The organism is Methanofollis tationis, from assembly GCF_013377755.1.
In the GTDB taxonomy this organism is placed as follows: domain Archaea; phylum Halobacteriota; class Methanomicrobia; order Methanomicrobiales; family Methanofollaceae; genus Methanofollis; species Methanofollis tationis.
Genome location: NZ_JABXWR010000001.1, coordinates 127,952 through 141,358, shown reverse-complemented (window position 1 = coordinate 141,358; position 13,407 = coordinate 127,952). Strand labels below are relative to the sequence as shown.

The window sequence follows — 13,407 nt, the reverse complement described above, 5'->3', positions numbered from 1 at the left end:
CTCCCTCCATTCACAGAATTTTTTCAAGGACCAGAATGTTCCGTCCGCCTGCACGTTCGTATCGCAGTTCATCGGTCATCCGCCTGATCAGGTGGATGCCGAGGCCGCCGATGGGCCGTTCATCGGCGTCCCCCTCAAGGTCGGGCTCCGCGGCCTCCGTGGGATCGAAGGGCACCCCCTCGTCCTCGATCCGCACCCTGACCACCCCGCCCTCGACCCCGCAGGAGATCCAGATCCGGCATTCCGAAGAGGAATAGCCATGAAGCATGATATTGGTCACCGCCTCGTCCACCGCAAGTTCAAGCGCCTGGACGGCCTCTCCGGGCACGCCGAGGCGTTCGAGAGCCCCGGTCACCGCGGCGAGCGCCCCGGGCAGGGACGAGATGACCGCATCGAAGACGATCTCCTCGATCGTTCACACCCCCCTGAGTACCATCAGGGTGATATCGTCAAACTGGGGCTCGTCACCCGCGTGCTCGCGAATCCCATCCCTGATCTCCCTGATGATCTCCTGCGACGAACGGCCGCGCACCTTCAGCACCGTCTCCATCAGTCTTGCCTCGCTGAACTCTTCGTCTTTGCTGTTGATCGCCTCGGTCACGCCGTCGGTGTAGAGGACGAGCAGGTCGCCCGGCAGGACGGTGACCTGCGCCTCCCCGTACTCCTGGTCTCTGGCGGCGCCGAGCGCCACACCCGTCGGCATCAGGCGGACAAAATCGTTCGACCCCGCCCGAAGGAGGAGGGGCGGGTTGTGGCCGGCATTGGCGTAGGTGAGCGTCCGGTTCTGCTCATTGAGCACGCCATAGAAGAGGGTGACGAACATGCCCGAATCCGACTGCTCCTCGATCATCGTGTTCGCATCGGCAAGGGCGAGCGAGACCTCGGGGTGCCAGGTCGCCATCGCCCTGATGATCGTGCGGGAGAGCGCCATGTACAGGGCCGCAGAGACGCTCTTGCCCGAGACGTCCGCGATGACAAGCCCGGTATGGTCCGGCCTTAAGCGGATCGCATCGTAGAAATCGCCGCCGACCTCCCGTGCCGGGCAGCTGACGGCGAAGAGGTCGAATCCCTTCAGCGGCGGGATGGACTTCGGGAGGAATGTCTGCTGGATATCTGCGGCAATCTGGAGTTCGGCCTTTTTCCGCTGGAGTTCGTCGTGGTACGAGTCGCGCTCGGCCTTTGTCTGCCGCTCGGCAAGGAGGTTGGCGATCAGCTGCGCGAAGATGAACATCCCGACGGCGTTGGCAAGAATCATCGGCAGGGCCACCCCGTTCACGAGGGAGAGGGCCTGGTCGAAGGGTTGCGCCAGGGCGAGGACGACCCCCATGTGGAGCAGTTCCATGCCCGCGGCAAATCCGACGGCGGTTTTGACGGCGACCGGGCGCCCCCGGTGGGCGTAATAGATTGCCCCGCCGAGAAGGCCGGCAACGACCGTCGAGAGCGAACAGGGGACAGCGGTGAAACCCCCCATTCCCATCCTGAAGGCGCCGCCGATGAGCCCGGCGCCGAGACCGACCACCGGCCCGCAGAAGATGCCGGCGACCATCGGGCCGAGGTCCCGCACATTGATCGGCGCGCCGAGCACTTCGACGCCGCTCAGGGTCCCGTATATCGAAAGGATACCGAAAAACAGGATCAGGTACACTCTGTTCCTGATCGAAAGCCGCCGTTCAAGTACTTCGGTGAAGATCCCGGTCCTGGTGATGAAATAGGCTGCGACGATGATGACGCAGATCATCTGCAGGAGAACGAGCAGATCCTGTATTTCGACGTTCATCCTCTCTGTCCCTTTCTGCGAGCGGCCTCCTCGACCGTGTCATGGACGGAAAAGATCCTCAAAAAACCTGATATCTCAAAGACTTCCCGCACAAACGGCTTCAGGGCGGCGATCGAGAGATCCCCGCCCACCTTTTTCAGGTTCTTCTTTGCCGCGAGGAGCACCCGGAGACCCGAACTGCTGATATACTCGAGCCCCCCCATGTCGACGATGATCGTGCGTTCGCCGCCTTCGATGAGCCGGGAAAACTCTGTTTCCAGGAGGCAGGCCGAAGAGGCGTCGATCCTTCCTGTTACGGATACGACGGCACCATCCTCGCCCGCATGCACTGATATGCCGATGGCATTCGTCATTGCTATTCGCGTGTCATGTACGACCATAAGTAGATTGTTTTTCTGCGCACGGCGTATGCTCACCGAACCGCCGGTTATTTCCGGAAGATCCCCTCGATCTCGGCGCGCAGGTGCGCCGTCCCCCTGACCCTGAGGGGCCACGTCCGGGTCAGGAGACGCACCGGGGCGAGGGTGGAGAAGAGGTCGGCGACCTCCTCTTCGGTAAAATAGTGCGTGAGTATCCCGTCGCCCCGCCGGTATGATGCGGGTTCCGTCTCCGCCCCCTTACCATAGCGCATGTCCGCGGTGGAAAAACCCCGGAAAAAGAGGCGTCCCCCCTCGCGGAGCACCCGGCTCAACGCCCCTGCCGCACGCCTCCGGTCTCCCTCTTCCATGTGGCCCAGCACATGGAAGGCGCAGACGGCGTCATAACTTCCTCCCCTGAACGGGAGGGCACGCACATCGGCGACGAGCAGGTGGGCGGCGTCGCGGACCGATCTGCGGGCAAGGGCGACCGCCGCGGCAGAACAATCTATACCGACAACACCGGCATTGTTTGCGGCGATCGCAGCGAGCGTCTTTCCATTGCCGCACCCGACTTCAAGGAGGCGCCCGCACCCTCCGATCGCGGGGAGATCGTGGACCGCCCCGCCCCAGCGCTCTCCCCTGGCCAGGTAGTCCTGCTCCCATTCTTCCCCGGCCATAAAAAAAAGAGGTTACTGGTGTCACTCGATCGAGAGCAGTTTGATCGTAAACTTGAGGTCCTGCCCGGCGAGAGGCGAGTTTGCGTCCAGGGTGACGGTCGTCTCGTTCACCGCCACCACTCTAAACTGCGCCGAGTTCTGCAGGAACACCTGCCCGACCGCCGTATCGGCCGGCAGGTCGGTGCTGTTTATGTAAAAGACCAGGTCGTCCCGGTGCTGTCCATATGCCTCGTCGACCGGGATGGTCACCTCTTTCGTCTCGTCCACGGCCATGCCGATGACCGCATCGTTAAACCCGGGGATCACCCGGCCCCCGCCGACCATGAAGGTGAGAGGGGCCCTGCCGACCGAGGTGTCGAACACGGTGCCGTTCAGGTACATTCCGGTATATTCGACCGTGACATTATCCCCTGTTGCAGCCGTCTCCTGCCCGGGTGTCCCGGTGCACCCTGCAGCGAGGATCAGTGCCGCCAGTATGGCGCATCCCGCCAGTGCGATCCTTGATGCCATCTCCTCGTTTCTGGGAGGTGAAGGGATAAAAGGTAGATGGTGGTCAGGCCGCCTCGCTCCGCACCCGGCCCCGCGCCAGGGAGAAGTAGATCCCGGCGACGCAGAGGGCGGCAAAAAGGGCGAATGCGATCTGCACGCTCGAGAGGAGGGCGGCGTGGTACTCCGGGGTGATCTGGACGCGCCCGATGACCACCGAGAAGATCATCATGGCGATCCCCATCGAGAGCATCATCCCGACCTGGCGGGAGGTCCCGAGGGTGGCCGAGGCGATGCCGAGGTAGCGCCGCTCCACCGAACTCATGATCGCGTTGGTGTTCGGCGAGGAGAAGAGGGCGAACCCGAGGCCGAGAAGGGCGAGGGCCCCGACGATAAAGACGGGCGGCGTCTCCGCGGTGAGGAGGGCGAGCATGGCAAGCCCGACCACCGTCACGCCCATCCCGGCCGAAGCGACGATCCCGGGCTCGATCCGGTCTGAGATCCGCCCGGCCGCCGGGGAGAGCACCGCCTGCACCAGGGGCTGGGCGACCAGGATCAGCCCGGCGGCCTGCGGGTCAAGACCCCTGTTGTACTGGAGGTAGAGGGAGAGGAGGAAGGTGACCGCAAAGGTGGCGCTGTAATTGATGAGGGCGGCGAGGTTCGAGAAGGCGAAGACATGGTTCTCAAGGAAGAGCCTCACCTGCAGGACCGGGCTCTCCACGCGCATCTCCCGGCGGATGAAGAGGGCGAGCATGAGGATGCCGAAGATGATATAACCCCATCCCGCCGTCTCCGGGAGGACCGAGAGGCCGTACATCAGGGAGAGGAGCATCAGGCCGTAGAGCACCGAACCGAAGAGGTCGAAGTGATCGGGATTGCGTTCGGTCCACTCCTCCCTGTTCCTGAGGAGGAGGAGGATGACGACGGCGCCGAGCGGGAGGACCGCAAGGAAAATGCTCCGCCAGCCGAAGGCATGGGTCAGCACCCCGCCCAGAAACGGACCCGTGGCGAGGCCGATATAGACCGAGGCGACATTGATCCCGAGCACCCGGCCGCGTTCGCCCGGCGGGTATACGGCCGTGAGGGCGGCGACCGCCGTCGAGAAGATCATGGCGCTCCCGAACCCCTGGACCAGGCGGAAACCGATGAGCATAGAGGTCGAATCGGAGAGGGCGCAGAGCAGCGTCGCGATCGTGAAGATCACAAAGCCGGGGAAGAAGATCCGCCGCATGCCGTGGATGTCGGCAAGCCTGCCCATCGGGATCATGAATATCGCCGAGGCGAGGATGAAGGAGGTCGGGATCCAGCCGATAAGGACGGCGTTGGCCCCGAACTCCTCTCCGATGAGCGGGAGGGCGATGTTGACCGACGAGCTCATGAAGGGCGTTAAAAACGAGGCGAGGGTGGCGATCACCAGGATGCACCGCCGGTCTATTGGTGCACTCCTGCACGAGGGAGAGGTGGTCATGAATGGTCTGAGCAGATTAGGGCGGGAAAATATTTAGTCCTCTGCACCGGCCCGCATTCCGGCCGCAGCGCAGTAGATGACAAAGATATCCTTCCCGTCCAGGCCCAGGATGGCGTTGAGGGCGTCGTCGTCGAAGGCCCCGATCGCACAGACGCCGCAGTCGACCGCTTCGGCGGCGAGGTAGAGGTTCTGGCAGGCGTGACCGGCGTCGATGAAGATGTAGCGGTAGCCGCGCTCGCCGTAGCGCCAGGTCATCCGGTAGATGTCGGCCGCCCAGATGAAGAAGGCGGCCGCGTCGGTGACCATCGGCTGGTTCAGGCAGGCGTCCCTGATCCTGTCGGCCACATCCGCAGGGGCCTGGAGCCGGAAGAGGCGGTTGGAAAGCGCCGCATAATGGTACAGGCCGGGCTCGACGCCATCGACCCGGTTGGCGAGGACGTAGGTCTCAAGGGCATGACGGGCGCCGGCCGACGGGACCGACCTGATCGTCCAGTCCTGTCCGACGACCGACTGCACGCCCTGCGAGCACCAGAGCAGATAGGAGAGCGTGGCGAGCGGCATCTTTGCCGTGGCATAGGTGCGCACGCTCCGCCGCCGGGCGATCGCAGCGGTGAGGTCGATTGCTCCGGGGCAGGCCTCGCCCGGGAGCGGGAGCGGAAGACCCGCACCGCTGTCTTTTCTCTCCAGCGGAGGCTGTGCTCTGCCGAGGCGCTGGTCTGAGGGGCCGAGGTACGGGAACCTCGTCTTCTCGATGAACTCCTGTCCTGTTCCCATCAGATCACCTCCTGCCACACCACCGGCATTAAAGATTGTGCGTCTCCCTGAAGAAGACTCATCTGCCCCGGGGTCAAGAGATAGAGGAAGGCAACCGTGACGCACTACGATCTGATCATCATCGGGGGCGGGCCGGCCGGGCTCTTCGCCGCCGCACGCGCCGGCGCAGGGGGTGCGCGGGTGCTCGTCCTCGAAAAAATGGCAGAGCCCGGGAGAAAACTGCTCATCACCGGGTCGGGCCAGTGCAACCTCACCCATGCCGGGGATATTCCCGGATTTTTCAGCCATTACGGGAAAGGAGGCGCGTTTCTCAAGCCGGCGCTCAGGCATTTCACCAATACCGATCTCGTCTCCCATTTCACCGAACGCGGTATTTCCCTGGACGCCGGGGAGGACGGCAAATTCTTCCCGGTCTCGCGGAAGGCCCAGGATATTCTCGACGCTCTCCTCGCCGATTGCAGGAAGCACGGCGTCGCCATCAGGTGCGGAGAGGCGGTCACCGGGGTCGAACGATCCGGCGACGGCTTCTGCGTGACGACGGCCGCCGGCGAGTATCGTTCGACGTTCCTCCTCATCGCCACCGGCGGGGCTTCGTATCCGTCCACCGGGTCTTCAGGCGACGGCTACGCCTTTGCACGGTCTCTCGGCCACACGATCGCCGCCACCGCCCCGGCCCTCACCCCGGTGCGGATCAGGGACTACCCCTTCTTTGACCTTGCCGGGATCTCCCTGCAGGACTGCACCGTCTCGCTCTTTCGTGAGGGGAAAAAAGTTGACGGTTTCTGCGGCGACCTGCTCCTCACCCATGACGGGCTCTCCGGGCCGGTGATCCTGAACGCCTCCCGGTATATCCTGCCGGGCGATGAGGTGCGGGTATCGTTCCTGCCCGAAGAACAGAGGAACGACGTTGTACAGGCCCTGACCGGGTGCGGGGCGACGCGGGTGAAAACCGCCCTCATGCCGTTCCACCTCCCGGAACGGCTGTTGAAGCGCCTGCTCGACCTCGCCGGGATCCCGCCCGAGGCGACCTCTGCCCACCTCACGAAGACGTCGCGCAACCGCCTCCTCCAGATCCTGACCGGCCACCAGATGACGGTCGAGGCCCTCGGGGGATACCGCATCGCCATGGTCACGAGGGGCGGGGTGGCGCTCGACGAGGTCAACGGGAAGACCCTGGGCTCCAGGATCGCGGACGGGCTGTTCTTTGCCGGCGAGGTCCTGGACATCGACGGCGACACCGGGGGATACAACCTCCAGGCGGCCTTCTCCACGGCGGCACTGGCGGCGGACGCGATCCTTCTGCGGCTGAAAAGGTGAACAGATCCCTGCCGGGGGACCTGCAGCCCGCAGAACTGCGATTGGTGCAGGACGGCAGGGCTCCTCTTCTGGACGTCGCACCGGCCTTCCCGGCTCAATCGCATGCGGGGGTCCGGGAGTGCAACCCCCGTGGGGCAGCGAGGGAAAGGCGGTCGTTCGGTGCGCTGCGATCGAAAAAGAGGATCGCCGCCTCGATACCGGGGGGGCATGCTGCCCCACAGACCTGCGATTGGGGCAGGGACGGGCGAACCACGCCGGCACGCCCACCCATTATTTTTCATCGCCAGACGCTCCGCCTTGCCCTTCCCCGCATGTCAGGGGCAACCCCCGGGCGCGAAGATTGGGGAAGACGAATGACTCACCCTTGCATCCGGAAAAGTGATGATTTCTACAAAGCCGGATAATCTCTCTTCTCCCTGACCAGTCGGTATTATGTACCTTCTCCTCCCATCTGCGTAGTAATGGCCTTCTGTATCCTTGCGTACCGGGAATGAGAGGGCGTTCTGGTGAATCGCGATGTTCGAGAGAATACTGTGCGCAACTGATTTTTCCCGGTCCTCAGAGGCAACGACGGCACTCATCCCCGGGATCCCCACGGCAAAGGAAGTGGTCCTCACCTACGTGATCGATCCTGCAGACACCTCCTATTCCATCTGGATCCCGGGTCGGCCCCGGGCAGTGCCGAAAGAGGCCGCAGAGGCCGCAATGGCAAAGGAAAAACAGCAACTCCTCGGCGCCGGCCTTGCCGTGACCGAACACGTTGCCGTTGCAGAGGGGGGGAACATCGCCGAGGCCATCCTGGCGGTTGCGCAGGAGGTCAGGCCCTCCCTGATCGTGATGGGGGCGCGTGGCCGGAACATCATCAGCGACTTTTTCCTCGGCAGCGTCTCGGCCGGCGTGCTGGAGCGGGCGCGGACCCACATGCTCATCGCCCGCACCACGCCGGAGGGGGCCGACCCCTTCTCGCGGGTGCTCTGTCCGGTCGACTTCTCTAAGCCCTCCCTCCAGGTCGTCTCGATGCTCCGTCGCCTCAGGGTCCCTGAAGTGGTCCTCCTCCATGTGGTCGCCGGCAACGGGGAGGCAGGGGAAGCGGTCCGCGACGCCGAAGCCCGTCTCCTGGACCTCAAAAAGACCCTCGAGGCCGCCGGGGTGCGGGTCGAGACCCGTGTCGCCCGGGGCCAGGCGGTCGAGGGGATCTGCACCGCCGCGGAAGAGAGCGGGGCCACCCTGATCATGCTGCCGCGCCTTGGCCGGACCGACTACATCACAAACACTCCCATCGGGAGCGTCGCCGCCGGCGTGGCAAAACAGGCGCGTCACTCGGTCTGCGTCATCTTCCCGGCCCTTGACCTGGAGATCGAGGTGCGGGAACTCAACGCAGATGAGTTCTCGCTCGCAGAGAAGATATGGATGCACTACCACCAGCAGACAGGCGATCCAGAGAGAGACCGGATCTTCGGCGTCTTCGTGGAGGGAAGCCTGGTCTCGGTGGCGCGCTGCCGGGCGCACCCTGACGGCCTGGAGGTGGACGGCGTCTTCACCCCGACCGAGTACCGGGGACGGGGCTATGCGAAGCGGACGGTCGAGGCCCTCGTCGCGGCCTGCGGGAACGAGACGCTCTCCATGCACTCCACCCTCGAACTGGTGGGGTTCTACGGTTCGTTCGGTTTCGTCTCCGTCCCCGAGGACAACCTCCCGCCGACGATCCGGGCGCGGTTCGACTTTGCGCTCGGCGACATGGAGGGCGCAAACGTGCAGCCGATGATGCGGCCGGGGAAGACTCCATAAGGGATGGGGTGCAGGTGGGGTATGGTGATCCAGAATGGCGGTTGACGTGGGCGATCAGGCCCCGGAGATCTGTCTCCCTGATATGGACGGAAACGAGTTCTGCCTCGCGGATGCACGGGGATCGTTTGTCGTCCTGTATTTCTACCCGAAGGACAATTCGAGCAGCTGCACCATCGAGGCGAAGGATTTCACCGCAGAGGCGGCGGCATTCGCCGGGGAGGGGGCGCGGGTGATCGGGATCAGCCCGGACTCGACCGAGAGCCACCGGCGGTTTACCGAGAAGCAGGCGCTGGACCTGACCCTGCTCTCCGACCCCGATCGCCTGAGCATGGAGGCCTTCGGGGTCTGGGTGAAGAAACGGATGTACGGGAAGGAGTATATGGGGGTCGAGCGGAGCACCTTCATTATCGATCCCGAGGGGCGGATCGCCGCCGCCTGGCATGCGGTGAAGGTGAAGGGGCATGCGGCGGCGGTGCTCGACCGCCTGCGGGAGTTGAAGGGCGCAAGCGCTCTTCAGCCGTGATAGTCCCGGCGCGATCTCTCGATGGTGCCGAGGCGCTCGATCCGCAGGTCGGCGTCCCGGCCGTGGAGGGAGCGGGCGCCGGTGTCCTGCCGGGCCGGGCAGAAGGGGCAGAGCGAGAAGGCGATGTCGTCGCTTTTGTCCCTGACCGGGCAGTAATAGGAATCCCCTTCCCGGTAGACCGCAAGGCCGCCGGGGAAGGGGGTTCCCACCGGGTGGGCCGGTTGTTCCAGGACGTACATCGTGAAGGCCGCAAGGAGGTATTTGAGGAGATAGAGTTCAAGGGGTTTTCCGGCCTGCGCACGCCTCCGGCAGGCCTCCTGCACCATGGCGGCGTATGCCGGCAGGGAAGGGCGGACCTGGCCGTCTTCGAGGGCGGGATCGTCCGTGCAGAGGAGCATGAGGGCGTGATATGACCCGAAAATATAGTCGTTGATCCGCGGGAGAAGGAGGCGGCGGTAGGCGGGGTCGAGGTCCCGCGTCTTCTCCTCGAAGTTTTTCATCATCGCTTCCAGGTCGGTGACCGAGAACCGGGCCGCCGCACCCGAGATCGCCCGGAGAAGTTCGAGTTTTGTCTGCGCCTTCCCGATGGCGGCGGCGATCTCCTCCGCCTCGGCAGGAGAGAGGCGGGCGCCCCCGCGCTGGCGGCCCGCGGGCGCCAGGATCTCCTCCCACATCGCCGGCCCCGGGGAGGTGACGGGGGCGTGCGAGGAGGGTATTCGTTTCTTTCCCGTGCGGTCAGAGAACCATGCGGAGAGCCTGAAGGTCACGAAAAAGAGGTCGGCGCCGGAGCGGATAATGATGGTGTCACTGCCCGGATGACACCGCACCCTCGCCGGCGTCCCGGAACGCCCGCGTCACCCCGCCGGGGCCGAGTTTTGTCCCGCCGAAGATCCGGGAGACGACGAGGGCGTGGCGGTCGAGGGCGTGTTTCTCAAGGACGGCGAGGAGCGCCCGCCCGGGGGTGCCGACCTCGCCGTCGTTGCGGGAGAGTTCGACCGTTCCCGAGGGGGCGCCGAACCTGAGGGCGGTGCAGTGGTGCGCCGCCTTCCGGTAGCGCTCCCGGTGGAGGGCCAGGATCCCGGCGAGGTCGTCCGGGGAGTCGATCTCGTAGAGATGAGCGTAAAACCTGGACTTTTTCACCTCCAGTTTCACGGCGGCGAGTTCCTGCATGCGATCCTCTTCGCCGCCCGGAAAGAAAGAACCCCCGGCAAATCGCGGGGATAGGGTTAAGTCTCGAAACGCTCTCTGGGCATCATGCACGCACACCAGAGCACACTCATCATCCTTATCGCCCTGCTCGCCTGCATCGCCGGGTGCACGGGCGAAGGGGAGACGCCGTCGCCGACCGAGACCCCGACCCTGCCGGCGGATGCCGTCGAGATCACCCTGCTGGCGGAGAACTTCGCCTTCGACCGCCCGGAGATCTCGGTCCCGGCCGGTTCGGCCGTCGTGATCCGGTTCGAGAACCGAGACGCCGGGATCGGCCACAACGTCGCCGTCTATGAGACCGATGCCGCCGAAAACGCCATATTCAGGGGCGACATCATCACCGGACCGGCCGAGACCGTCTACACCTTCACCGCTCCCGATGCGCCGGGCACCTACGTCTTCCTCTGCGACCCGCACCCGGTCCAGATGAGAGGGGCGTTCGTCGTGACCTGACGATGACCCGGCCGTCCTATCTCGGTCTGCTGGAGAGCGGCGACCTCGCCAGGCGGGCCGAGGAGGCCCGGGCCAGCCTTTTGGCCTGCACCCTCTGCCCGCGCCGGTGCGGGGTGGACCGGCTTGCCGGGGAGAGGGGATGGTGCCGGAGCGGGCGGCTTTTGCGGGTCGCCAGCGCCGGCCCGCACTTCGGCGAGGAGCCCGAACTCGTCGGGAGAGGCGGGTCGGGAACGATCTTTTTTGCGAACTGCACGATGCGGTGCGAGTTCTGCCAGAACTATTCCATCAGCCAGTGCGGCGAAGGCGAGGAGGTCGCGTGCGCCGACCTCGCACGGATCATGCTCCGCCTCCAGGAGGCGGGCTGCCACAACATCAACCTGGTCTCGCCCACGCACTACCTCCCCCAGATCCTCCGCGCCCTCGTCACCGCCGCGGCGTGGGGCCTCGCCATACCGCTCGTCTACAACACCGGCGGCTACGACCGGGCCGAAACGATCGCCCTCCTGGACGGGATCGTGGACATCTACATGCCGGACGCGAAGTACGGGCGCGACGACGTCGCCCTCGCCCTCTCCCACGCCCCCGAGTATACGCGTCATATGAAAGAGTCGATCCGCGAGATGCACCGGCAGGTCGGCGACCTCGCGGTGGAGGACGGCGTCGCCGTGCGGGGGCTGATCGTCAGGCACCTCGTCCTCCCCTGCGGCCTCGCCGGCAGCCGGGAGGTCTTCAGGTTCATCGCCGACGAGGTCTCCCCCGACACCTACGTCAATGTCATGGACCAGTATTATCCGGCCTGGCACGCCGCCGAGCGATCGGCTGATCTCCCGTCCTGCCTGCACCGCCGGCTTTCCCCGGCTGAATATGCCGGAGCGCTGGAGGAGGCCGCCGCGGCCGGGCTGCACCGCGGCTTCACGCCGCCGCCCGGACGACGGGCAGGTTTATGAGGGGACGGGGATATTCAGGTGTGCCCTATGACCGAGACCGATCTGTTTGAGACGATCAGGGCGCATGTCTGCCAGTGCGCCTACGACCTGCACCTGGCGCCTGACGTCGAGGCGATCCTGAAGATGCCGATGCGGGAGTACCATTTGTCGATACCGGTGCGGATGGACGACGGGCGCATCAGGGCGTTCCAGGCATTCAGGGTGCAGTACAACGATGCCCGCGGGCCGACGAAAGGGGGGATCAGGTTCCACCCGGCCGAGACGATCGAGACGATCCGGGGGCTGGCGGCGATCATGACCTGGAAGTGCGCCCTTTTCGGCCTGCCTCTCGGCGGGGCGAAGGGCGGGGTGGTCTGCAACCCCAGGGAGATGTCGGCGGGCGAGGTCGAGCGGCTGAGCCGCGCGTATGTCCAGGCGCTCTACCGGCATCTCGGCCCGGAGAGGGATATCCCGGCGCCGGACGTCTACACGACGCCTGAGATCATGGCATGGATGATGGACGAGTACTCGAAGATCGCCGGGCATACCACCTTCGGGGCGATCACCGGGAAGCCGATCGCCGTCGGCGGTTCTGAGGGGAGGCTTGACGCCACGGCGCGGGGGGGTGGCACGTGATCGCCGAGGCGGCGCGGGAGGCCGGGATCGACCTGAAAGGGGCGACGGTGGCGGTCCAGGGCTTCGGGAACGTCGGGGCCAACGCGGCGCTCCTCGCCCGGACCCTTGCCGGGGCAGAGGTGGTGGCGGTGAGCGACAGCCGCGGCGGGGTGCTGGACCGCGGCGGCCTCGACCTCCCGCGGCTGCTGGCGCATAAGGAGACGACCGGGAAAGTCACGGGGTTTGCAGGGGCGGAGACGATCAGCAACGAGGCGCTCCTCGAACTGGACGTGGACATCCTCGTCCCGGCGGCGCTCGAGAACGCCATCGACGCCAGCAACGCCGGGAACGTGAAGGCGAAGATCGTCGCCGAGTTCGCAAACGGCCCGGTCTCGAACGAGGCCGATGCGATACTCAGGGAGAAAGGGGTGGTGCTCATCCCTGACCTGCTCTGCAACGGGGGAGGGGTCGTCGTCTCCTACTTCGAGATGGTCCAGAACCTGAACATGGACCACTGGGACGCCGGGGCGATCGACGCCCGCCTGCAGCGGATGATGACCTCGACCTACCGGGCCGTCAGCGAGACCGCACGGAGGAGGGAGTTCTCCCTGCGGCAGGCGGCGTACACGATCGCCGTGCGAAACGTCGTCGAGGCGATGAAGGCGCGGGGGTGGGTCTGAATGGAGACCGATGTGGTGGTCGTGCTCTGCACCGCCCCGCCCGGCGACGCCGAGCGGATCGCCGACCTCGTCGTCGGGAAGAGGAAGGCGGCGTGCGTGAACATCATGGGCGTGGGATCGGTGTACAGGTGGGAAGGAAAGATCCAGCGGGAGCGCGAGGAGTTGATGATCATCAAGACCGACCGCAAGCACCTCGACGCCCTGATGGAGACGATTTCAGGGGCGCATCCCTACGAGGTGCCCGAGATCGTCGCCCTCCCGGTCATCGCCGGCACCACCGATTACCTTGAGTGGGTGAGGGAGTCGGTGGGGGGGCGCCCGTCGCCCTGACCGGAGGGTTTTCCACCTCCGCGGG

General features: G+C 65.3%; 17 protein-coding genes. 8 read left to right on the top strand and 9 right to left on the bottom strand.

Going from position 1 to position 13,407, the window contains the following annotated elements:
* Nucleotides 1-10: 10 nt before the first annotated feature.
* The 7 genes from HWN36_RS00625 to HWN36_RS00595 form a co-directional block, all read right to left on the bottom strand.
* The gene (locus HWN36_RS00625) at nucleotides 11-376 is read right to left on the bottom strand and encodes an ATP-binding protein (protein WP_218133231.1); all 366 of its coding nucleotides are present in this window, start codon (nucleotides 374-376) and stop codon (nucleotides 11-13) included.
* A gap of 39 nt (nucleotides 377-415) precedes the next feature.
* A complete protein-coding gene (locus HWN36_RS00620) occupies nucleotides 416-1,777 on the bottom strand; it encodes a PP2C family protein-serine/threonine phosphatase (RefSeq protein WP_176787406.1) in 1,362 nt (453 codons plus the stop codon).
* Nucleotides 1,774-2,130, bottom strand: coding sequence for an STAS domain-containing protein (locus HWN36_RS00615; protein WP_176787405.1), 357 nt, complete (start codon nucleotides 2,128-2,130; stop codon nucleotides 1,774-1,776). The genes HWN36_RS00620 and HWN36_RS00615 overlap by 4 nt, the downstream gene beginning before the upstream one ends.
* Nucleotides 2,131-2,204: 74 nt before the next feature.
* Nucleotides 2,205-2,813 carry a class I SAM-dependent methyltransferase gene (locus tag HWN36_RS00610; RefSeq protein WP_176787404.1) on the bottom strand — a complete coding sequence of 203 codons (609 nt, stop codon included), beginning with the start codon at nucleotides 2,811-2,813 and terminating at the stop codon, nucleotides 2,205-2,207.
* 21 nt (nucleotides 2,814-2,834) lie between these two features.
* Complete coding sequence (locus HWN36_RS00605; protein ID WP_176787403.1) at nucleotides 2,835-3,323, bottom strand: FKBP-type peptidyl-prolyl cis-trans isomerase; 489 nt, start codon at nucleotides 3,321-3,323, stop codon at nucleotides 2,835-2,837.
* Between the two features lie 43 nt (nucleotides 3,324-3,366).
* Entirely contained in the window at nucleotides 3,367-4,767 is a 1,401-nt protein-coding gene (locus HWN36_RS00600; protein WP_176787402.1) for an MFS transporter, read from the bottom strand.
* A 33-nt stretch (nucleotides 4,768-4,800) separates the two neighbouring features.
* Nucleotides 4,801-5,541, bottom strand: a complete 741-nt coding sequence (locus tag HWN36_RS00595) for a SagB/ThcOx family dehydrogenase (RefSeq protein ID WP_176787401.1) — start codon at nucleotides 5,539-5,541, stop codon at nucleotides 4,801-4,803.
* Nucleotides 5,542-5,637: 96 nt separating this feature from the next.
* Here HWN36_RS00595 and HWN36_RS00590 point away from each other — a divergent pair, with 96 nt between their 5' ends.
* From HWN36_RS00590 to HWN36_RS00580, 3 genes are all read left to right on the top strand, one after another.
* Complete coding sequence (locus HWN36_RS00590; protein WP_176787400.1) at nucleotides 5,638-6,858, top strand: aminoacetone oxidase family FAD-binding enzyme; 1,221 nt, start codon at nucleotides 5,638-5,640, stop codon at nucleotides 6,856-6,858.
* Between the two features lie 516 nt (nucleotides 6,859-7,374).
* Nucleotides 7,375-8,646: a GNAT family N-acetyltransferase gene (locus HWN36_RS12195; RefSeq protein WP_176787399.1), complete on the top strand. Its 1,272-nt coding sequence runs from the start codon at nucleotides 7,375-7,377 to the stop codon at nucleotides 8,644-8,646.
* Nucleotides 8,647-8,680: 34 nt separating this feature from the next.
* Nucleotides 8,681-9,169, top strand: a complete 489-nt coding sequence (locus HWN36_RS00580; protein WP_176787398.1) for a peroxiredoxin — start codon at nucleotides 8,681-8,683, stop codon at nucleotides 9,167-9,169.
* Here the strand turns inward: HWN36_RS00580 and HWN36_RS00575 are convergent.
* Entirely contained in the window at nucleotides 9,160-9,996 is an 837-nt protein-coding gene (locus HWN36_RS00575; protein WP_176787397.1) for a DUF2115 family protein, read from the bottom strand. The two genes, HWN36_RS00580 and HWN36_RS00575, sit on opposite strands and share 10 nt — an antisense overlap.
* Nucleotides 9,974-10,339: a YigZ family protein gene (locus HWN36_RS00570; protein ID WP_176787396.1), complete on the bottom strand. Its 366-nt coding sequence runs from the start codon at nucleotides 10,337-10,339 to the stop codon at nucleotides 9,974-9,976. The genes HWN36_RS00575 and HWN36_RS00570 overlap by 23 nt, the downstream gene beginning before the upstream one ends.
* Before the next feature lie 84 nt (nucleotides 10,340-10,423).
* On the opposite strand from HWN36_RS00570, the gene HWN36_RS00565 reads away from it, so the two are divergent.
* From HWN36_RS00565 to cutA, 5 genes are read left to right on the top strand one after another with little or no spacing between them, the layout of a single operon-like run.
* On the top strand, nucleotides 10,424-10,831 hold the full coding sequence (locus HWN36_RS00565) for a plastocyanin/azurin family copper-binding protein (protein ID WP_176787395.1): 408 nt from the start codon (nucleotides 10,424-10,426) through the stop codon (nucleotides 10,829-10,831).
* 2 nt (nucleotides 10,832-10,833) lie between these two features.
* Nucleotides 10,834-11,778 carry a radical SAM protein gene (locus HWN36_RS00560; protein ID WP_176787394.1) on the top strand — a complete coding sequence of 315 codons (945 nt, stop codon included), beginning with the start codon at nucleotides 10,834-10,836 and terminating at the stop codon, nucleotides 11,776-11,778.
* 27 nt (nucleotides 11,779-11,805) lie between these two features.
* Nucleotides 11,806-12,393 carry a Glu/Leu/Phe/Val family dehydrogenase gene (locus tag HWN36_RS11835; protein ID WP_246269797.1) on the top strand — a complete coding sequence of 196 codons (588 nt, stop codon included), beginning with the start codon at nucleotides 11,806-11,808 and terminating at the stop codon, nucleotides 12,391-12,393.
* Entirely contained in the window at nucleotides 12,390-13,052 is a 663-nt protein-coding gene (locus HWN36_RS11830) for a Glu/Leu/Phe/Val family dehydrogenase (protein WP_343044895.1), read from the top strand. Before HWN36_RS11835 ends, HWN36_RS11830 begins: the two co-directional genes overlap by 4 nt.
* A complete protein-coding gene (gene cutA, locus HWN36_RS00550) occupies nucleotides 13,053-13,382 on the top strand; it encodes a divalent-cation tolerance protein CutA (protein ID WP_176787393.1) in 330 nt (109 codons plus the stop codon).
* Nucleotides 13,383-13,407: the final 25 nt, after the last annotated feature.

What these genes read in the sequence shown, in the direction of transcription:
- HWN36_RS00620 (WP_176787406.1), bottom strand. Translation starts at nt 1,777, where the DNA reads ATGAACGTCGAAATACAGGATCTGCTCGTTCTCCTGCAGATGATCTGC.
- HWN36_RS00615 (WP_176787405.1), bottom strand. Translation starts at nt 2,130, where the DNA reads ATGACGAATGCCATCGGCATATCAGTGCATGCGGGCGAGGATGGTGCC.
- HWN36_RS00610 (WP_176787404.1), bottom strand. Translation starts at nt 2,813, where the DNA reads ATGGCCGGGGAAGAATGGGAGCAGGACTACCTGGCCAGGGGAGAGCGC.
- HWN36_RS00605 (WP_176787403.1), bottom strand. Translation starts at nt 3,323, where the DNA reads ATGGCATCAAGGATCGCACTGGCGGGATGCGCCATACTGGCGGCACTG.
- HWN36_RS00600 (WP_176787402.1), bottom strand. Translation starts at nt 4,767, where the DNA reads ATGACCACCTCTCCCTCGTGCAGGAGTGCACCAATAGACCGGCGGTGC.
- HWN36_RS00595 (WP_176787401.1), bottom strand. Translation starts at nt 5,541, where the DNA reads ATGGGAACAGGACAGGAGTTCATCGAGAAGACGAGGTTCCCGTACCTC.
- HWN36_RS12195 (WP_176787399.1), top strand. Translation starts at nt 7,375, where the DNA reads ATGTTCGAGAGAATACTGTGCGCAACTGATTTTTCCCGGTCCTCAGAG.
- HWN36_RS00580 (WP_176787398.1), top strand. Translation starts at nt 8,681, where the DNA reads ATGGCGGTTGACGTGGGCGATCAGGCCCCGGAGATCTGTCTCCCTGAT.
- HWN36_RS00570 (WP_176787396.1), bottom strand. Translation starts at nt 10,339, where the DNA reads ATGCAGGAACTCGCCGCCGTGAAACTGGAGGTGAAAAAGTCCAGGTTT.
- HWN36_RS00565 (WP_176787395.1), top strand. Translation starts at nt 10,424, where the DNA reads ATGCACGCACACCAGAGCACACTCATCATCCTTATCGCCCTGCTCGCC.
- HWN36_RS00560 (WP_176787394.1), top strand. Translation starts at nt 10,834, where the DNA reads ATGACCCGGCCGTCCTATCTCGGTCTGCTGGAGAGCGGCGACCTCGCC.
- HWN36_RS11835 (WP_246269797.1), top strand. Translation starts at nt 11,806, where the DNA reads ATGACCGAGACCGATCTGTTTGAGACGATCAGGGCGCATGTCTGCCAG.
- cutA (WP_176787393.1), top strand. Translation starts at nt 13,053, where the DNA reads ATGGAGACCGATGTGGTGGTCGTGCTCTGCACCGCCCCGCCCGGCGAC.